The organism is Flavobacterium bizetiae (genome assembly GCF_902804475.1).
In the GTDB taxonomy this organism is placed as follows: domain Bacteria; phylum Bacteroidota; class Bacteroidia; order Flavobacteriales; family Flavobacteriaceae; genus Flavobacterium; species Flavobacterium bizetiae.
In genome coordinates this window covers 1-19,606 of sequence record NZ_CADCSU010000147.1, presented here as the reverse complement: position 1 = coordinate 19,606, position 19,606 = coordinate 1, and the positions used below count along the sequence as shown (strand labels likewise).

The window sequence follows — 19,606 nt, the reverse complement described above, 5'->3', positions numbered from 1 at the left end:
AATTCGTGCTAATTCGTGAAATTCGTGGCAAAAAAAAACAATCAAAAAAAACCGCCCATTTTCATGAGCGGCAACTATTATTAACCAATATAAATGAGAAATTATTTCTTTTTTAATTTGTCTTTAAAGACTTTTTCGAATTTTTCGATTTTAGGCTGAATTACCATTTTGCAATACGGCTGATTTTTGTTGTTTGCATAATAATTTTGATGATAATCTTCGGCTTTGTAGAATGCTTTAAACGGTTCGACTTTCGTTACAATCGGACTATTATATACTTTTGCTTTGTTTAACTCGGCAATAATACTTTCGGCGGCATTTTTTTGTTCGGCATTTTTATAAAAAATTACAGATCGATATTGTGTTCCAACATCGGCACCCTGACGGTTTAATGTTGTTGGATCGTGAACGGTAAAGAAAACCTGAAAAATTTCATTAATATCAGTTTTTGTTTTGTCGTACGTTATTTGCACTACTTCGGCATGACCTGTTGTTCCTGTGCAAACTTCTTCATAAGTAGGGTTGGCTACTTTTCCTCCTGAGAAACCCGAAACTACAGATTTTACTCCGTCTAAATTTTCGTAAACGGCTTCAACGCACCAATAGCAGCCTCCGCCAAGTGTAATAGTTTCAAGGTTCGAAGCTTTTTTTGTTTTGGTATTTTGTGCAAATCCATTCAGGGATAATGCGAAAATGGCAATTAAAAATATATTTTTCATCGTTGTTTTATTTAGAATCAGGAACAAAGTCAAGTGCGATCGAATTCATGCAATAACGTTTTCCGGTTGGCGCAGGTCCATCATCGAATAGATGGCCTAAATGTCCGCCGCAGCGACCGCAAAGCGCTTCGATCCTTTCCATTCCTAAAGAATTATCATTTTTATACACTACGCTTTTTTTGTTGTCTTGTTCAAAAAAGCTTGGCCATCCGCAGCTACTGGCGAATTTTGCTCCGGAACGAAAAAGTAAATTTCCGCATGAAGCGCAATAGTAAGTTCCTTTTTCGTCGGTATTCCAGTATTTTCCGGTAAAAGGTCTTTCGGTATCTGCTTCGCGCATTACAGCGTAAACATCATCTGGTAATACTTTTTTCCACTCCGCATTTGTTACATTAAGTTTTGTGGTATCGGTATTCGAGTAATAAGGATTTCCGGGTTTGCTGATCTTGTTTTCCATAACGACTGTTTTGGTATTTGTTTTTTTTGCACTTTGTCCGCATGCCTGTAAAATAAAAAGCGGAATTAAAAAGCAAAGGCTGAAGATTTGGGTTTTTGTTTTCATTGTTTTTGAGTGCTTTAATTCTGTGATTTCAAAGATACGACGAGATTTCGCCTTGAAATGTCGTGTACTTTACAATTGAGATTTTTTTAAGTATGTTTTAACTTTTATTATGTACGTAAAACATTCCGTTTTAGTTTTTAGGGCTTATTTTTAAAGGATTTTTTAAATTAAATGGTTTGTATTTTGTTCTGAATCAGCTTTTTGTATAATGCATTGCTCGTTAAACTTTTCACAATCTCTCGTAGGATTTTCAAGCCATTTCTTTTTTCGTATTTTTGTTTGATCAATAAGCCCTATGATAGAAGAAAACGTAATATTAGTAAACGAAAAGGATGAGCAAATTGGCCTAATGCCAAAATTAGAAGCACATGAAAAAGCGGTCTTACACCGTGCTTTTTCGGTTTTTATTTTAAATGATAAAAACGAAATTATGTTGCAGCAACGTGCTCATCACAAATACCACTCACCTTTACTCTGGACCAATACATGTTGTAGCCATCAGCGTGAAGGAGAAACGAATGTAGAAGCCGGAAGTCGAAGATTGTTTGAAGAAATGGGTTTTAAAGCCGAATTGAAAGAGCTTTTTCATTTTATTTATAAAGCACCTTTTGATAACGGTTTGACAGAACACGAGCTGGATCATGTTATGATTGGATATTATAATGATGCTCCGGCAATAAATCCTGAAGAAGTCGAAGACTGGAAATGGATGAAGATCGAAGACGTAAAAGCGGATATTGAGAAACAACCTGAAATTTATACCGTTTGGTTTAAAATAATTTTTGATGAATTTGATCATTATTTAGAAGATCACAAGCTTTAACCAGACTAACCAACCGCCACAATGAGAGTAACCATATCAAGAAAAGCACATTTTAATGCTGCACATCGATTGCACAGAAAAGATTGGACATCTGAAAAAAACAATGCCGTTTTTGGAAAATGCAATAATCCCAATTTTCATGGTCATAATTATGGTTTAACAGTAAGTGTTACAGGAAAAGTTGACCCCGAAACTGGTTTTGTTTTAGATGTGAAAGTATTAGCGGATATTATACTGGAAGAAGTAGAAATTCCGTTTGATCACAAAAACCTGAACCTGGATGTTCCGGAATTTCAGGATTTGAATCCAACTGCAGAAAATATTGCCGTTGTGATATGGAATAAAATTAGAAAAAGAATTCAGCCTGATTTTGATTTAGAAATCGTGCTGAATGAAACGGACCGTAATTTTGTAACTTATAAAGGAGAATAAAAAATGTCATTAAAAATAGGAGATATAGTTCCGAATTTTACTGCAAAGGATAGTCATGGAGAAGTTTTTGAAAGCCAAAGTGTTTTGGGACGAAAACCGCTCGTGATTTATTTTTACCCAAAAGATAATACGCCCGGATGTACAACTGAAGCCTGTAGTTTTAGAGATCAATACGAAGATTTTAAAGATTTAGGTGCTGAGGTTATTGGTATAAGCAGCGATAGTGTAAAGTCGCACCATAAATTTGCCAACAAACATCAATTGCCTTTTATATTGTTATCAGATCAGGATAAAAAATTGCGACACCTTTTTGGCGTTCGCGATAGTTTATTTGGTCTTTTGCCAGGAAGGGTAACCTATGTTATTGACAGAAATGGTGTGGTTATTTTAATTTTTGATAGTATGAATGCCGGAAAGCATATTCCGAAGGCACTTGAAACGGTCAAAGAATTAGTATTATAGAAATAAAAAAGAATATCAATTTGATATTGATTTAATAAAGATTAACCTAAAAAAATGAACCTAAAATCATACCCTTTACAATTTGAACCCATTTTAAAAGACAGAATCTGGGGAGGAGAAAAACTAAAAACGATTCTGAACAAACCAATTGTTTCTAAAATTACCGGTGAAAGCTGGGAATTATCAACTGTAGAAGGTGATGTTAGTGTGGTTTCTAATGGAGTTTTGAAAGGAAAATCCCTTATGGAACTAATTGATGAAATGCCAAATGAAATTTTGGGAACGAAAGTGTATGAGCGTTTCGGAAAACAATTTCCGTTGCTTTTTAAATATTTAGATGCTCGCGAAGATCTTTCGATACAAGTTCATCCAAACGATAAACTAGCGAAAGAACGTCATAACTCTTTTGGTAAAACCGAAATGTGGTATGTAACACAGGCAGATGCTGATGCTAGAATCATTGTTGGTTTTAAAGAGGATTCAAGTAAAGAAGAATATTTAAAACATCTAAACGATAAAACTTTAGTTTCGATTTTGGATGATGTAAAAGCAAAAGCCGGAGATGTTTTCTTTTTAGAAACCGGAACTGTTCATGCTATTGGAGCAGGTTTAGTAGTGGCGGAGATTCAGCAAACATCTGATATTACCTATCGTTTATACGATTTTGACCGTAAAGATGCTCAGGGAAATACAAGAGAACTTCATGTAGATTTAGCGCTTGATGCTATAAACTATAATAAAGTAGATACCCAAAAGAAATATGAGACAAAAGCGAATACATCTAATGTAGTAGTAGATTGTCCTTATTTTACCACGAATTTTATTCCTTTAGAAAGTAAAGTCGAAGTTTCTAAATCAGGTGAAACTTTTACAGTTTATATGTGTATCGAAGGAAGTTTTGAAATTGAATATAATGGATTCAAACAATCGTATATAAAAGGTGATACAGTTTTGGTTCCGGCTGAGATAAATGCATTTATTTTGAGTGGAAAAGCTTCAATTTTAGAAATTTACATTTCATAGCACTTAATCTAAAGATAATGTGTACTTTTGCAGTCGCAAATTAAAATTAAAATAAAATGGCAAACGTTAAAAATTTAAAGAAAGACATCAACTTCGTATTAGGAGATATTATTGAGGCAATTTACTTATTTGAAATGTCTACTACAGGAAATCCTACTCCAGAAACGAATGCTTTGATCGATCAGGCTATCCTTGCTTTTGATACTTTGATCACAAAAGTGAATGCTAAGAACGTTGAAAACAAAAAAGCGCACTTTAAACAAATCAATGTTGAATTGGAAGAAACTGCTAATCAATTGATTGCTAAAATCAACGAATTGTAAGCAAAAAAAAGTATAAAAAAGTGCAAATTTATTTTGGTAAAACGAAAAACCGCTTTATATTTGCACCCGTAATGAGTCGCCAGCGTAGCTCAGTTGGCTAGAGCAGCTGATTTGTAATCAGCAGGTCGTGGGTTCGAGTCCCTCCGCCGGCTCAACGGAAAACCATCACTTTTTAGTGGTGGTTTTTTTTGCTCTAAAGCGAAATAACTGCCAATTTTTTAACTCTCAAATTCCAATTGCACAGAGATTCGCTATTGTTTGGAAGTTGGAATTTTCAAATATTGGATTTTAAATTTCTGGAATTTACTTTTATAAAAATTGTAACAATATTTTTCTTATGTTTGTTTCTTAACCAAAAATATAATCCAAATGGAAGAAAATTCAGTTTTTGAAAAATTTGAGTTGCAGCTCGACCAATCTGCAAAAGACTTTTTAAAGGAAACCGCAAAATGGGCTTACTTTTTATCGATAGTAGGATTTGTTGGTATTGGGCTTATCATGTTAATTGCAGTTTTTGCAGGAACCTTTTTCGCGGCAATGGGAACTATGATCCCCGGAGCGAATGCTATGGGTGGTTCTTTTGGAGTAGTAATAGGAATAGTATATTTTATTATTGGCGCTATTTATTTCTTCCCGGTTTATTATCTATTTAAATTTGCTTCTAATGCTAAAAAAGCTTTTAGAGATAATAATACTGAAGCGTTGACCAGTTCTTTTGGGTATTTAAAATCTCATTACAAATTTCTTGGAATTTTCACACTTGCTATTTTAGTGTTGTACGGATTAATATTCATCCTTTCAATGTTTGGAGCTTTGTTGGGAAGATAAAATGAAATAAAAATCAAAATTTAAAAATTCCAAATTCCAAATGATATTATTTACTTAATTGGAGTTTAAAAATTTGGAATTTGCTATAAAACAAAAAAAGTCCTGAGATCATTCTCAGGACTTTTTTTTATTTTGTGTAACGTAATATTACTTCTGTTGCTCTTTTTTAATGTCAGCAACATATTTTGTTAGTTTCTTTCCGTAAAGCGATTGTGCTACTTTTGGAGTCATCGATTTTTGAATCGTATCAAGGAATTTGATATTGATGTCGTAAATTTCAGATAAAGCAATATAAGGGGCTATTTCGTGATCTTTGTTGTTTAAAGCAAAGTTTGTAGCGTACAAGTATTTTCTTTTGATGTTAGATTCTTGTTTGATGTCGATACTGTCAATTGCTTTTTGATCTTGTCTTTTTATAGCTTTAAATCTTGATTCAACCATAGAAAGATTTTCATCAGTAAAACGAGAGTTTATTTTTTTGTACTCATCATAAAGCTCCTGGTTTTTAGATCCCGTAATTTTTGCATTAAAAATAAAGTTGTCTAAGTTGGTGTCGATATTGATGTTGCCTGGTTCAGCAAAAAATAAAATATTATTGTCTAATGAATTTGTCACTCCACGATCCAGGTATAAATAAAGAACCTCAGGAGATTCTAGTTTTATGTCTCTTTCAAAAGAAGAATCACCATCTATTTTAATACTGTCTATGGCTACAAGAGAGGTGTCAACGATTCTTTGAATGTATAAAGTTCCATTTTTTAATCCTTTTATATTTCCCGTAAGGTGCAAATTGTCAGTAGATTCTTTTTTGCTACAAGAGGCTAGTACTGCGAGTGTAACAAAAGCAATAATTGATTTTTTCATTGGTTTTTTAGATTTTGCTGCAAAATAAAGAAAATAGTTTGAATGTAATGATGTAGTGTTTAAATTTTGCAAAAAAATAAATCCCAATCTATTTCTAAATTGGGATTCTTGAATTTTATTAAAATTATCGAGTTACATTGCCAGGTTAAATGATGTCCCGTTTTCGTTTGTATAGGTGTATTTACTATCACAGTCATTGTTGCCGTAATCTATAATGCCATTTAATATTCCGCCCTGAACTTTCAGGCTTCCTTTAGAAATAAATTCGCAAGAGTATTTTTTTATTAGTGTTTCCTGAACGGTAAGGGTTAGTTTTTCTCCGTTTGGAGCTGTTACAGTATGAGTTCCCTGAGGCATTTCGTAAATATTATCCGTTAAAAGAAATGGAGTATCTACGCCTGCAGTTTGTTTTACGGTAATCGTTCCGGTATTAAGAAAAACTCTTCCTGCTAAATCAGTAAATTTTCCATTTGTTACTGTTCTCGTAAACTGCGGCACAGTTGCAACCGTTGTACTGTTAACATATTCAATTGTTCCTTCAAGTTTTATTCCGTTAATAGAATAATCGATTCTTTCAATAGTCATTTTGCTTCCTGTGGTAGTAATTGGTTCTGAAAGCGTAATTTTTAGTTTTCCTTTTTTTATAATTTGATTATCTGTGCAACCTGTTGTTCCGTAGTCTACTGTAAATACTTTTGGGTAAGAGTCGGCATTTTGTTGCGTTACGGTAACAGTTGCGCAAAGTCCGGGTGCATTTTCGGCTACTTTACCGGTGGGAGAAGTTTTTGTAGAAACCAATAATCCGGTTTTGATATCCATTTCGGTAGTAGCGTCAATTGCAATTGAAGTTCCAATTGTTGAAACGTCAGGTTGATTTGTTTTGTTTTCGTCATTGCTTGAACAAGAAGTGTAAGTAAGTCCTGTTGTGCAAATAGCCAGTAATAAAATAGCGGTTTTTTTCATAGTGGTTTTGTTTGTTGTTAGATTGATAAGGCATTCAAATGTAATAAAAAAAGTTACGGCAATAAAAAAATCCTGTAAGCTTGGCCTACAGGATTTTAAAACGTTTATTTTATGAAAAATATTATTTAATCATTTCAAAACTTCTTTTTACAAAAGCTGTTAAAGCTTCTCCTTTTAATAAGTTTTGCGATAATTTAGCTAAGTCTAAAGCTTGTTTTACCAAGTGTTCCTGATGTGTTTTGTCTTCAGTATTCAAAATGCTTGAAGCTAGATCAGAGTTGGTGTTTACAACCAGATTGTACATTTCCGGCATATTACCCATTCCGAACATTCCGCCACCACCAGACTGACTCATTTCTTTCATTCTACGCATAAATTCAGGTTGCGTGATGATAAACGGAGCAGCTTGGCTATCCATAGCTTCTAGTTGTACACTATACGCTTTAGGGATATACGCTTCTAATGAAGTTTTTAGTGTTTCTTTTTCTTCATCAGATAATTTAGAAATCGTGTTTTCGTCTTTTTTGATCAGGTTATCAATATGATCAGAGTCTACACGAACAAAAGTTAGATCTTTATTGTCTCCTTCGATTTTTTGAATCAAGTGAGAGATAATCGGAGAATCTAAAAGCAATACTTCGTATCCTTTTTCTTTTGCTGTTTCAATATAAGAGTGTTGTGCTTCTTTGTTTCCAGCGTAAAGAACTACCAATTTTCCGTCTTTATCGGTTTGGTTTTCTTTTAATTTCTCTTTTAATTCTTCAAGAGTAAAGTAAGTGTCGTCTACAGTTGGGTATAAAACAAATGCACCTGCTTTTTCGTAGAATTTATCTTCAGAAAGCATTCCGTACTCTAAAACGATTTTAATATCGTTCCATTTAGCTTCAAAATCAGCACGGTTTTCGTTGAATAAAGCTTTAAGTTTATCGGCTACTTTACGAGTAATGTAGTTCGAGATTTTCTTAACTGCACCATCAGCTTGTAATCCTGAACGAGAAACGTTCAACGGAATATCCGGTGAATCGATAACACCTTTAAGCATTGTTAAAAATTCAGGTACAATTCCTTCTACGTTATCTGTTACGTAAACCTGGTTTTGGTACAGTTGAATTTTATCTTTCTGAATTTGCATATCCGAACCTAATTTTGGGAAATACAAAATTCCTGTCAGGTTAAACGGATAGTCTACATTTAAATGAATGTGAAACAAAGGATCTTCAAATTGCATTGGATACAATTCTCTGTAGAAGTTTTTATAATCCTCATCAGATAATTCAGTTGGCTGTTTTGTCCAGGCTGGATTAGGGTTGTTGATGATATTGTCTACTTCAAGTGTTTCGTTTACGTAATCCTCAGGAGCATCTTCCGGTTTTGGAAGTGTTTCTGTTCTTGTCCCGAATTTAATCGGAATAGGCATAAACTTATTGTATTTGTTTAATAATCCGCTGATTTTAGAATCTTCTAAAAATTCAAGAGAATCTTCAGCAATGTGCAGGATGATTTCTGTACCACGTGAAGTTTTGTCAGCCGGCTTTAAAGTAAATTCAGGGCTTCCGTCACAAGTCCAGTGTGCAGCTGGTTCATCTTTGTATGATTTAGTGATGATTTCTACTTTTTCTGCAACCATAAATGCAGAGTAGAATCCAAGACCAAAATGACCAATAATTCCAGAATCTTTAGCAGAATCTTTGTATTTGTCAAGGAACTCTTCAGCTCCTGAAAAAGCAACCTGGTTAATGTATTTTTCAACTTCGTCAGCTGTCATACCTAAACCTTGGTCGATAATGTGAATTTTTTTACCTTCTTTATCGATTTTTACTTCGATAAAAGGATTTCCGTATTCAACTTTTGCTTCTCCAATACTAATTAAATGTTTTAGTTTTAAAGTTGCATCGGTTCCGTTCGAAATAAGCTCACGCAAGAAAATTTCGTGATCGCTGTACAAGAACTTTTTGATTAAGGGAAAGATGTTTTCTACAGAAACATTAATTTTACCTGTTGTCATATTTTTTTAATTTTTTAGTTTAATGTGATGATTCTCATTTCTTCAAATAGAATACCAATTGCTTTTTAGGTGACAAAATGGCGTAAGTGTTAATTTTGAAAGAAAATAATTAGATTCTAAAACAAAAGATATTCTTATGAATTGTATCTTTGTGGTATAATAATTGTTAAATAAGTAAGTATTAACTTAAATAAATGTACAAAATGAAGAAAATTATTTTCATTTGCATGATCGCCACGATGTTATTCGCGTGTAAATCAGCTTCGTCTACAACTGCTTCAACTGAAGCCACTACGCTATCGACTAAACTTGACAGACCATCTCAAGTAGCTATTAAAGGAAATTGGGTTCTAACCAATGTATCTTATCCTGGTTCTGAGTACATTAAAGTAAATTCGTTTGATCTTGCTGATTCTAAATGTTTTATTGGAAGTACATGGAGTTTTATTTCAAATAACAATAAAGGTACTATGGCATTAACTGCGCCAAGCTGTACTGGTTTTACTTCACCAATTGTTTGGAGTATTAACAACCAGGGAATGTTTGTACTTAAAATTCTTGATGCTGGTATCAAAGCAAAAAAAGTAAGAGACGGATATTTACTAAAGGTTGCAGGTTTAACTGATAATTCATTCCAATTAGTGGATAATATCAATGTTGGAGGACAAGTAAAAGATGTTGTTTACCAATTTCAAAGAGCTAATTAAAATTAAAAAATATATAATATGAAAAAGATAACAGTTTTAGGTTTGAGCACTTTGCTTGTATTAGTAAGTTTCTTTACAAGTTGCGATTCAGTAAAAAACGCAAATAACACACAAAAAGGAGCCGGAATTGGAGTAGTAGCCGGTGGTCTTATTGGTGGTATTTTAGGAAATAATTTAGGTCGTGGCGGAAACGCTGCTTTAGGAGCTGCAATTGGAGCTGCTGTAGGTGGTGGAACTGGTGCTCTTATTGGAAACAAAATGGACAAACAGGCTCGTGAAATCGATCAGGCTTTGCCAGGTGCTTCTGTAGAAAGAGTAGGTGAGGGAATTCATTTAACTTTAAATGAAAATTCTGTTCGTTTTGATACTAACAAATCAACTTTGACTCCTCAGGCTAAAGCAAATTTAGATAAATTAGTTCCTGTGTTTAATGAGTATGGAGATACTGATATTCAAATTTTTGGTTATACTGATAATACAGGAAAACCAGAATACAATTTGACTCTTTCAGGACAAAGAGCTGCTTCTGTGCAAGCTTATTTAGTTTCTAAAGGATTAAAATCAAGCCGTTTCAAAACTTCAGGTTTAGGAATTGCTGATCCTATTGCAACAAATGATTCTCCTGAAGGAAGAGCTCAAAACCGTCGTGTAGAGTTTTCTATTACTGCAAACGACAAAATGGTAAATGATGCAAAATCTGAAGCTGGAAAATAAGTTTCGAACGCAATAAAATTTCTTAAAAGCTGTTTCATAATTGAAGCAGCTTTTTTTTGACTTTAGAAATTAAACATTGTAAATTTGTGCTTTCAAATATAACCCATGCTCGACATTCAAAATATCTCTTTTTCGTATACCGAAAATCCTGTTATAAAAAACGTTTCCTTTACTATAAATAAAGGAGAAAATATCGCTATTATTGGTGAAAGTGGCTGCGGAAAAAGTACACTTCTTAAATTAATGTATGGATTATATGATTTAAATGAAGGCAAGATTTTTTATAATGAAAAGCCTATTTTAGGTCCTAAATACAATTTGATTCCCGGAATGCCTTATATGAAATATCTGGCTCAGGATTTTGATTTGTCTCCTTTTGAGACTGTAGCTGAAAATGTTGGAAAGTTTCTTTCGAATGGTTTTGCGAACATGAAAAAACTTCGTGTTCAGGAATTGTTAGAAATGGTAGAAATGGAGCAATTTTCGAATGTGAAAGCGAAGTTTTTAAGTGGAGGACAACAACAAAGAGTAGCGCTGGTAAGAGTTTTGGCTTTAGAGCCGGAAGTAATTTTACTAGATGAGCCTTTTAGCCAAATAGATGCTTTTCGTAAAAATGCTTTACGCCGGAATTTATTTAAATATTTAAAACAAAAAGGCATTACCTGTATTATTGCAACGCATGATAGTACCGACGCTTTATCATTTGCAGACGAGGCAATCGTAATGCGAAACGGAGAAGTGATCGTAAAGGATAATCCCGTAAAAATATACGAAGATCCTGAAACTAAATATGTGGCTTCGCTTTTTGGAGAAGTAAATGAAGTTCCTACTCATTTATTAATTTCTTACGAAGATCAGATGCATAAAACTTTGGTGTATCCGCATCAATTTAAAATGGTTTCAGAATCGAATTTGCCTGTAAAAATCAGAAAAACTTATTTTAGAGGAAATCATTTTCTGATAGAAACCGTTTATAAAAGACAATTAATATTTTTTGAAAGCGAAATAGATTTGCCTCTTGAACAGGAAATATTTTTAGGTTTAAATTATTTTTAATTAGATAATTTGGCAATTAGAAAATTAGATAATTCTTTTTGTAAAATAAAACCCCGACAGTTAAAAAAGCTGTCGGGGTTTTGTTTTTACATTATTTAAAGAAATCTAGTTTTTTAAATATTTTTCTAAGAATTGATCTTGCTCCCAAAGTAGGTGCAAAATGTTTTCTTTGGCAACATAGCTATGCGCTTCTTTAGGTAAAATTACCATTCTTGTAGTGGCTCCCAAACCTTTTAAAGCTTGATAATAACGTTCTGTTTGCAAAGTAAAAGTTCCAGGATTATTATCTGCTTCACCATGTACTAATAAAAGCGGAGTTTTCATTTTGTCTGCATTCATAAAAGGAGACATTGCTGTGTAAACATCCGGAGCTTCCCAATAATTACGTTGTTCGCTCTGGAAACCAAATGGAGTTAACGTTCTGTTGTAAGCACCACTTCGGGCAATTCCGCATGCAAAAAGATTAGAATGTGTTAATAAATTTGCCGTCATAAAAGCTCCATAAGAATGTCCTCCAACAGCTACTTTTTTACGGTTAATATATCCTAAAGCATCAACAGCATCGATTGCAGCCTCGGCATTGTCTACTAATTGAGGAATAAAGTTGTCGTTTGGTTCTGTAGTTCCTTCTCCGATAATAGGAAAAGCAGCATCGTCAAGTACCACATATCCTTTGGTTACCCAATAAACAAATGATCCATAGTAAGGAAACGTGAATTCGTTTGAATTTTGAGTCGATTGTCCCGCACTATTTTTGTCTTTGTATTCCGCTGGATAAGCCCAGATTAATAATGGTAATTTCTCTTTTTTTACTTTATCGTAACCCGCAGGTAAGTATAAAGTTCCAGAAAGTTCAACGCCATCTTTACGTTTGTACTTAATAACTTCTTTGCTCACGTTTTTAATACTTTCAAACGGATTTTGAAAAGTAGTAATTGGTGTCAGGCTGTTTTGTTTCTTGATATTTCTAAAATAGTAATTAGGATATTCACTTTTAGACTGGATCTGAACTAAAACTTTACCGGATTTAAAATCTTCAATTTCTAGTAAATCTTCTTTTTTGTCTTTATAAGAAGAAGTGTAAATACGTTTTGCCTGTAATGTTTTTAAATTGAATTCATCAATAAAAGGAAATTGACCTTCTTTTGTATATCCTTCACCAATACGGTAAGCGTTATCTTTTTCGATAGCTAAAACATATTTGTTGTACTCATTTTTTCTGGTTTCAAAAGTTCCCGGATCTGAGTAAACATCTTGTTGGTTTCTATCTGTAATTACTTTTGGTTGCTGAGCAGGATTTGACGGATTGATCAAATACGTTTTTGTATTTCTGGTATCGTACCATTCGTCAGTAAGAAAAGCAGTATTGTCATTACCCCAAACAATGTCGTTGTAACGTTGAGGTACTTTTACTAATGTAGTAGCATTGTTTGTAAACGGTGCATCCCAAAGAAAAACTTCGTCTCTAAAATCAACTTTGTTGGCAGGATCTCCTTCGTCTAAAGCGACAACATATGATAATGTTGCTGGTTTGTCATTTCTCCAGGTCATTTCTCTTTTTCCTTTTCTAACTGCCATAAAACCTTTTGGTATTATTTCGTTTAAAGGAACTTCATTAACGGTTTTAATTTCTTTTCCTCTTGCATCATAAACAATTGTTTTAGACGGAAATCTGTTTAAAGGAACAACATATGAAAATGGTTTCTGGATTGTTGTAATCATAATGAAATTACCATCTGGCGAAATTCTTTCTCCGGCATACATTGCTGCTTCTTTAAATAAAGTAGCTTTTCCGTCAAGGTTAACTTTATACAATTCTGAAGTGATGATGTTCTCAAAATTAATTTCGTCATTTTGGTTTTTCAACATATCAGGATAAGTTCTGTTTTGAGATTTAGCCCCGGCAGTACTCGAAATGATTGGACCTGTTGGTAAATCTTTTTTAGAATCTAATAAAGGTTTTCTGTTTTTAGGCAGCATTTTTACCAAAATGGTCTCATTGTCTAAAAACCAGCTAAACGGATTTCCAAGATTTGCATTTACATTGGCATCAGTAAGTTTTGTTGCTTTTGCTGTTGCTACATCGATAACCCAAAGTTCTACGCCTGAATTTGTAGTATGCGAAAACAAAATTTTCTTGTCATTTGGTGACCATGAAATATTGCTTATTTTAGGATTATCAGGTAAACCTGTAACTTGCGTTTCGTTCTTTCCGCTAATCTTTCTTAATTTAAGATTGATGGTATACGTTACGCTGCTTGAGATATTAGTTACCGGATTAATTCTCAATCCGCCTAAACGAAGTTCTTCCTGATTTAAATCGTCAAGTGTTTTATATGTGTTTCTATAAAGTAGTAACATATTCTCCTTTTTGGTATCCATAGATACTGTTGGAGCTCTTTGATAATCGGCTAAATCTAAGATAGATTTAGACGGTTTTTGATAGGTTAGGTTTTCCTGAGCAAAGGCAAAAAAGCCCATGTTTAGAAATAAGAGGAGAGTAACCTTTAATTTCATAATTTGAATTTTAGGAGTTTAAAAAAATGCTTTCTATAATGTTTGACTAAAGTACTTTAAACTTGTTACATTTTATGCGTTATTTTTCATACTTTTCAATGTTTTGGTATGAAAACTGGTTTTTCGTGATGTAAATTGCTTCAATTGAGTTTATAATTGAAGTATATTAAATTGCTAATTACGAAAAAAACACTAATTTGTACGCTAATGATTTAAAGTATACTTAAATTTGCAATCGAATTTTTTAACAAATAATAAAAGAATATGTATCATTCAAAAATAGCGGGCTTAGGATATTATGTTCCTTCAAATGTTGTGACCAACGATGATTTGTCTAAGATTATTGATACCAATGATGAATGGATTCAGGAGCGCACGGGAATTCAGGAGCGCAGACATATTATTCGTGGAGAAGATACCACAACTACAATGGGAGTAAAAGCAGCTAAAATTGCTATAGAACGTTCTGGAGTAGCCAAAGAAGATATTGATTTTGTAGTTTTTGCTACACTAAGTCCGGATTACTATTTTCCAGGACCTGGAGTTTTAGTACAACGTGATTTAGGATTAAGAACCGTTGGGGCTTTAGATGTTAGAAATCAATGTTCTGGTTTTGTGTATGCTATTTCGGTTGCGGATCAATACATTAAAACCGGAATGTATAAAAATATTTTGGTAATTGGTTCTGAGGTTCATTCGACAGGATTAGATATGACGACTCGTGGTCGTGGAGTTTCGGTAATTTTTGGAGATGGAGCAGGAGCAGCGGTTTTAAGCCGTGAAGAAGATTTAACAAAAGGAATTTTATCGACGCATTTACATTCAGAAGGACAACATGCTGAGGAATTGGCTTTGCAGGCACCTGGAATGGGAGCGCGTTGGGTAACGGATATCTTGGCAGATAATGACCCGAACGACGAAAGTTATTATCCTTATATGAACGGACAATTTGTATTTAAAAATGCAGTAGTTCGTTTTGCAGAAGTAATCAACGAAGGTTTAGAAGCAAACGGTTTACAGGTTTCAGATATTGATATGTTGATTCCGCATCAGGCGAATTTGAGGATTTCACAATTCATTCAAAATAAATTCAAATTGACGGATGATCAGGTTCATAATAATATCCAGAAATACGGTAATACAACTGCAGCGTCAATTCCGATTGCTTTGACAGAAGCTTGGGAACAAGGAAAAATCAAATCAGGAGACACAGTTGTTTTGGCTGCTTTTGGTAGTGGTTTTACCTGGGCAAGCGCAATTATTAAATGGTAAATTAATTCATCTTGCATTATATTTTAAAACCTGCTCTTTTTTGGAGCAGGTTTTTTTATATCCAATTGTCAGGTTGAGCGGAGTTGAAGCTCTAATCCAAGTTTGAGTATCTTTCAACTCGGGCCAGGAACATAAAGAAAATGATTTCTACTTTTAAGTTCTATATGTCAGTCTGAGCGAAGTCGAAGACCGGTTCCAATTGGTGCGCCTTCGACTCCGCTCAGGATGACAAGCGAAACGTTTTTTTTGCATCCAATTGTCAGGCTGAGCGAAGTCGAAGCCCAAGTTCAGTTGGTATGCCTTCTAATTTAATTTAACAATCGTACGAAATATTACTATGTAATTTTCTTACTTTTATTTTTTTAAGAAAGAAGATATGAAAAGATATTATGTCTATATATTAAAATGCTCTGACAATAGTTATTATACAGGAGTTACAAATGACGTAGAAAGAAGATTAAACGAACACAATTATGGTTTAAATAAAGAAAGCTATACATATAATAAAAGACCTGTTGAATTGGTTTTTTGTACTGAGTTTAATGATATTAATCAAGCTATTGCATTCGAAAAACAGGTAAAAGGCTGGAGTAGAAAAAAGAAAGAAGCCATTATAAATGATAAATGGGAAGATTTAAAAAAAACTGTCGGAATGTTTAAATGAAACAACACATAAAATTTTTCATAAAAAGGATGTTTAGTAGTAAACCAGCCTTCGACTCCGCTCAGGATGACACTTGACTAACAAGGAAATTTTTATGAATAACAATTGTCAGGCTGAGCGGAGTCGATTGTCAGGCTGAGCGGAGTCGAAGCCCGCGTTGCAGTTGGCAAGCTTTCTGTTTTTAATATGAGCTTTTGATTTTTAATTAATAATTTTGTTAAATCAGAAATGATAAAAACAATCAAAATGAAAAAAAATCAACTAGAAATAGCGTGTTTCAATTACGAATCGGCATTGATTGCGCAGGAAAGTGGGGCGGATAGAATCGAGTTGTGCGAAAATATGCAACTTGGCGGAACAACGCCAAATGCTGTTTTGGTAGTGAAAGTTCGTGAAAAATTATCGATTAAAATGCATGTTATTATCAGACCACGCGGAGGAGATTTTGTTTATACAGATGAAGAGTTTGTAGAAATGAAGCAAGATATCAAACACTTAAAAAAATTGGGTGTTGATGGTTTTGTTTTTGGAATTTTAAATCCTGACGGAAGTGTCAATAAAAAACAAAATAAGGAATTAGTCAATTTAGCCAGTCCGCTTTCTTGTACATTTCATCGTGCTTTTGATCATGTTAATGCAATAGAACAAGCTCTTGAAGATGTTATTGATTGTGGTTTTTCGACCATTTTAACTTCTGGTCGTGGAAAAAATGTGGAAGAAGGAATTGACGATCTGGAAGTGATTCAGAAACTTGCCAAAGGCCTAATCGAAATTATGCCCGGCGGAGGTTTACGATCTTCGAATATTAAATTGTTACAGGAAAAATTAGAACCTACTTTTTATCATTCGTCGGCGATTACTGATGGTAGTGAAACAGCAAATCCTGAGGAGATAAAGGAATTACGAAATTTTCTTTAGGTATGAAATAAAATAAGAAAAGCCTGGAGTTGGCAAACTCCAGGCTTTTCTTTTCTACAAGAACTATTAAAATCTACTAGTAAAAGTGGGATTAAAACATTCCGCCACCACCTTTATTAGTGTTGTCTTCTCTTTGTTTACGTTCAAGGTTTTTGATTTTTGCTCCACCAAAATTATAGGTTAATCCTAAATAAACGGTTTGGCTTTCCCATGTAAATTGTCCTCTTTGAGGATAAGGATACATAGAATCAAAAGCATATTTCATAGTATTAAAGACGTCATTAAAACGTAAACTAATGTTCATCTTGTTGTCTAATAATGTATAACGCGAACCTATGTCCATTTTGTACATTTCATGGCTATTATTTTGAAGTCCGTCAACAGCACCTCTGTAAAATCCGAATAATAAGAAGCTTAAACGTTTGTTTAGTTTAAAGTTTGAGTTCATACGACCATTGAATGCAGCAACTGTAACTTTTCTTTCAAGCGGATTACTAAGCTTTGTTGCCGGATCATATAAAAACACAACTCCTTGCTGATTGATACTTGAGAAATCAATAGATGGAGAGATGTCCCACCATTTTGTGATTTTGTAATTAAACGAAACTTCAAAACCAAAAGAAGTATTATGATCGTAATTGGTAAATGTCATGATCTGCTTGTTACCGCTTGGATCTGTGTCGTCCGGATATAAAATTCTACTAATCTGATCGTTGATACTTCTGTAAAATACTCCCGTAGTAAGACTTCCTTTTTCGAAAGTTCTAGTATAATTTACCTCTACAGAGTTTGTAAATTGAGGTCTTAATTCAGGATTTCCTAATGAAGTTACTAACGGAGTAGAAAATTCACGAATAGGTTTTGTTTGTTCTAAACTCGGACGGTCTACACGACGGCTATAGCTAAATTGGAACGTATTTTTTTCGCTTAGGTTATAAGTAAAGTAAGCTGATGGATATAAAGTAATATAGTCATCATCAAATTTTTCAAGACCATGATTTAAATTAGCAGCTACTTTATAGCTTTCGAAACGAGCGCCTAACTGATAACTGAATTTTTTAAATTTTTGTCCAAAAGTTACATAAGCTGAATAAATATCAGTGTCGTAAGTATAATTAGAAACTGGAATTTCAGCTAATGGATTTCCTGTAGTATAATCGTTATCTGTTTTAGTGATTCTTGCTTCAGCACCTGCTTCAAGAGTTGTTTTTTCGTTTAACGGATTTACGTAATCAACATTCAAAGTACTTAATTTACGAGTACCTCTAATGTAATCATCATAAATTACATTGTTTTTAGTATTGTCAAGTTTTGTTGACTGAGTATCAAAAGAAGCGTATTGTGTTTCTTTATTATCGCTATAGTTTCCTTCAACATCTAAAGTATGACCTTCTTTTTTAAAGATGTGTTTATATGCTAAATTGTAAGTTCCAACCTGATCAGGTCCAGTATATTTAGATTTTTGAAAAACATTCAATAAATCAGAATCAGCTACATTGTTGTAATCGATGTTTGTGTCTACAAATCCTTTTCCGTTAGATTTATTTTGGTTAGTGTAGAACGATAAAGTATTGTGATCATCAATTAAATAATCCATTCCAATTTTATACAAGTAAGAATCGTTATCATTCTTAATGTCTAAATTTTGAGTAATATCCTGATCTAATCTTTTGATATAACCTTCATTAAAATAAGTTCCAAAATTCTGACCTACGTTTCCAAAGAAATTTACTTTTCCGGTTTTGTAATTCAGGTTTAAAGATTGGTTGTATTTAGCTGTTTCTCCAAAAGTGATTCCACCGCTATAACTTCCGTTAAAACCAGTATTAGCATTTTTATGCAAAACGATATTAATGATTCCAGACATTCCTTCAGGATTGTACTTCGCACTTGGATTGGTGATTAATTCAATTTTTTTGATAGAAGTTGATGGAATTTGTTTTAATAATTGAGCAGGATCGATATTCGATGGTCTACCGTCGATTAATACACGAACGTTATCGTTTCCACGAAGTGAAAGTTTTCCGTCCTGATCCACATTTACAGATGGAATATTGTTCATAATGTCAGATGCAGAAGCTCCGGCGGTAGTTAAATCTTTCCCGACAGTAATTACTTTTCGGTCGATTTTTTGCTCTATTGTCGAACGATCGCTTACAATATTTACACCTTTAAGTTGCGTTGCTTCTTCTTCAAGAGACACATTAAGTGTTGCTGATTTTTTGCTGTCGCTCAAAATTACTGACCCAACATATTTTCTGAATCCAATGTATTGAATCTCGATAGTATAACTTTTTAAAGCTAAATTTTTGATAGAAAAAGCACCATTATCATCTGTGTTTACTCCTGTAACTACTTTTCCGTTATCTTTGATTGAGACTGTGGCGTAAGAAATAGGCGCATTATTCGATTTTTCAGTAATTTTCCCGGAAACAGTTCCCGTGTTCTGGGCTTGGGTTGTTGCAATTACCCCCAGTAATGCAAACAGAAAGAATTTTAATTTCATAATGTTGTTGTGATTATTTTGATTTGATTGATGATGATGATGATTTGTTTTTTGTTTTTGTTTAGATTTTTTTCCTTCAAACGAATTCAAAGTCCCTATTAAGACTCTTTTATCATCGATATGTTACAGGAAAAATTAAAAAAGATTTTGTTTTTTTTTAAGAGGTGCTGTTTTTTAATAGATTAGCATTTTAATTTTTTGATAATTTTAACAATCAGAATAAAATCGTTTTTAAGAAATTCTAAGTG

Annotated in this window: 19 protein-coding genes and 1 tRNA gene; 13 read left to right on the top strand and 7 right to left on the bottom strand. The window is 33.4% G+C overall.

The features are described from left to right. Positions 1–101 precede the first annotated feature (101 nt). Together msrA and msrB are read right to left on the bottom strand one after the other, a co-directional pair. Entirely contained in the window at positions 102–719 is a 618-nt protein-coding gene (msrA, locus tag FLACOL7796_RS19825) for a peptide-methionine (S)-S-oxide reductase MsrA (protein ID WP_173972532.1), read from the bottom strand. 7 nt (positions 720–726) lie between these two features. Continuing rightward, the gene (gene msrB, locus FLACOL7796_RS19820) at positions 727–1,281 is read right to left on the bottom strand and encodes a peptide-methionine (R)-S-oxide reductase MsrB (protein WP_173972531.1); all 555 of its coding nucleotides are present in this window, start codon (positions 1,279–1,281) and stop codon (positions 727–729) included. Positions 1,282–1,576: 295 nt separating this feature from the next. Between msrB and idi the strand changes: the two genes are divergently transcribed. The 7 genes from idi (at position 1,577) to FLACOL7796_RS19785 (ending at position 5,172) form a co-directional block, all read left to right on the top strand. Next, a complete protein-coding gene (gene idi / locus FLACOL7796_RS19815) occupies positions 1,577–2,104 on the top strand; it encodes an isopentenyl-diphosphate Delta-isomerase (protein ID WP_173972530.1) in 528 nt (175 codons plus the stop codon). Between the two features lie 21 nt (positions 2,105–2,125). After that, positions 2,126–2,536 (top strand): 6-carboxytetrahydropterin synthase, encoded by a 411-nt coding sequence (locus FLACOL7796_RS19810; RefSeq protein ID WP_173972529.1) that lies wholly within the window; start codon positions 2,126–2,128, stop codon positions 2,534–2,536. Positions 2,537–2,539: 3 nt separating this feature from the next. After that, positions 2,540–2,998, top strand: a complete 459-nt coding sequence (locus FLACOL7796_RS19805) for a peroxiredoxin (RefSeq protein ID WP_173972528.1) — start codon at positions 2,540–2,542, stop codon at positions 2,996–2,998. Positions 2,999–3,052: 54 nt separating this feature from the next. Beyond that, positions 3,053–4,021 (top strand): type I phosphomannose isomerase catalytic subunit, encoded by a 969-nt coding sequence (locus FLACOL7796_RS19800; RefSeq protein ID WP_173972527.1) that lies wholly within the window; start codon positions 3,053–3,055, stop codon positions 4,019–4,021. Between the two features lie 56 nt (positions 4,022–4,077). Continuing rightward, positions 4,078–4,344: a hypothetical protein gene (locus FLACOL7796_RS19795; RefSeq protein ID WP_173972526.1), complete on the top strand. Its 267-nt coding sequence runs from the start codon at positions 4,078–4,080 to the stop codon at positions 4,342–4,344. A 78-nt stretch (positions 4,345–4,422) separates the two neighbouring features. Then, positions 4,423–4,496: transfer RNA gene (locus tag FLACOL7796_RS19790), tRNA-Thr, on the top strand. A gap of 217 nt (positions 4,497–4,713) precedes the next feature. Beyond that, positions 4,714–5,172, top strand: coding sequence for a DUF5362 family protein (locus FLACOL7796_RS19785; RefSeq protein WP_173972525.1), 459 nt, complete (start codon positions 4,714–4,716; stop codon positions 5,170–5,172). A 147-nt stretch (positions 5,173–5,319) separates the two neighbouring features. Here FLACOL7796_RS19785 and FLACOL7796_RS19780 read toward each other — a convergent pair whose 3' ends face one another. The 3 genes from FLACOL7796_RS19780 to htpG form a co-directional block, all read right to left on the bottom strand. Next, positions 5,320–6,036 carry a DUF4369 domain-containing protein gene (locus FLACOL7796_RS19780; RefSeq protein WP_173972524.1) on the bottom strand — a complete coding sequence of 239 codons (717 nt, stop codon included), beginning with the start codon at positions 6,034–6,036 and terminating at the stop codon, positions 5,320–5,322. Positions 6,037–6,168: 132 nt separating this feature from the next. Next, on the bottom strand, positions 6,169–6,999 hold the full coding sequence (locus FLACOL7796_RS19775) for a hypothetical protein (RefSeq protein WP_173972523.1): 831 nt from the start codon (positions 6,997–6,999) through the stop codon (positions 6,169–6,171). 121 nt (positions 7,000–7,120) lie between these two features. Continuing rightward, on the bottom strand, positions 7,121–9,004 hold the full coding sequence (gene htpG / locus FLACOL7796_RS19770; protein ID WP_173972522.1) for a molecular chaperone HtpG: 1,884 nt from the start codon (positions 9,002–9,004) through the stop codon (positions 7,121–7,123). Positions 9,005–9,207: 203 nt separating this feature from the next. Here htpG and FLACOL7796_RS19765 point away from each other — a divergent pair, with 203 nt between their 5' ends. The 3 genes from FLACOL7796_RS19765 to FLACOL7796_RS19755 all read left to right on the top strand — a co-directional run bounded on the left by FLACOL7796_RS19765 (position 9,208) and on the right by FLACOL7796_RS19755 (position 11,481). Next, positions 9,208–9,711: a lipocalin family protein gene (locus tag FLACOL7796_RS19765; RefSeq protein ID WP_173972521.1), complete on the top strand. Its 504-nt coding sequence runs from the start codon at positions 9,208–9,210 to the stop codon at positions 9,709–9,711. An 18-nt stretch (positions 9,712–9,729) separates the two neighbouring features. After that, positions 9,730–10,425, top strand: coding sequence for an OmpA family protein (locus FLACOL7796_RS19760; protein WP_173972520.1), 696 nt, complete (start codon positions 9,730–9,732; stop codon positions 10,423–10,425). Between the two features lie 105 nt (positions 10,426–10,530). After that, a complete protein-coding gene (locus tag FLACOL7796_RS19755; protein ID WP_173972519.1) occupies positions 10,531–11,481 on the top strand; it encodes an ABC transporter ATP-binding protein in 951 nt (316 codons plus the stop codon). Positions 11,482–11,586: 105 nt separating this feature from the next. On the opposite strand, the gene FLACOL7796_RS19750 is transcribed toward FLACOL7796_RS19755, so the two are convergent. Beyond that, positions 11,587–13,998: a S9 family peptidase gene (locus tag FLACOL7796_RS19750; protein WP_173972518.1), complete on the bottom strand. Its 2,412-nt coding sequence runs from the start codon at positions 13,996–13,998 to the stop codon at positions 11,587–11,589. A gap of 264 nt (positions 13,999–14,262) precedes the next feature. Between FLACOL7796_RS19750 and FLACOL7796_RS19745 the strand changes: the two genes are divergently transcribed. The 3 genes from FLACOL7796_RS19745 (at position 14,263) to FLACOL7796_RS19735 (ending at position 16,852) form a co-directional block, all read left to right on the top strand. After that, positions 14,263–15,270 carry a 3-oxoacyl-ACP synthase III family protein gene (locus FLACOL7796_RS19745; RefSeq protein ID WP_055093260.1) on the top strand — a complete coding sequence of 336 codons (1,008 nt, stop codon included), beginning with the start codon at positions 14,263–14,265 and terminating at the stop codon, positions 15,268–15,270. Between the two features lie 376 nt (positions 15,271–15,646). Beyond that, positions 15,647–15,934 carry a GIY-YIG nuclease family protein gene (locus FLACOL7796_RS19740; RefSeq protein WP_173972517.1) on the top strand — a complete coding sequence of 96 codons (288 nt, stop codon included), beginning with the start codon at positions 15,647–15,649 and terminating at the stop codon, positions 15,932–15,934. A 246-nt stretch (positions 15,935–16,180) separates the two neighbouring features. Further along, complete coding sequence (locus tag FLACOL7796_RS19735; RefSeq protein WP_173972516.1) at positions 16,181–16,852, top strand: copper homeostasis protein CutC; 672 nt, start codon at positions 16,181–16,183, stop codon at positions 16,850–16,852. A 91-nt stretch (positions 16,853–16,943) separates the two neighbouring features. Here the strand turns inward: FLACOL7796_RS19735 and FLACOL7796_RS19730 are convergent, their stop codons facing one another. Further along, the gene (locus FLACOL7796_RS19730) at positions 16,944–19,358 is read right to left on the bottom strand and encodes a TonB-dependent receptor domain-containing protein (RefSeq protein ID WP_173972515.1); all 2,415 of its coding nucleotides are present in this window, start codon (positions 19,356–19,358) and stop codon (positions 16,944–16,946) included. Positions 19,359–19,606 lie beyond the last annotated feature (248 nt).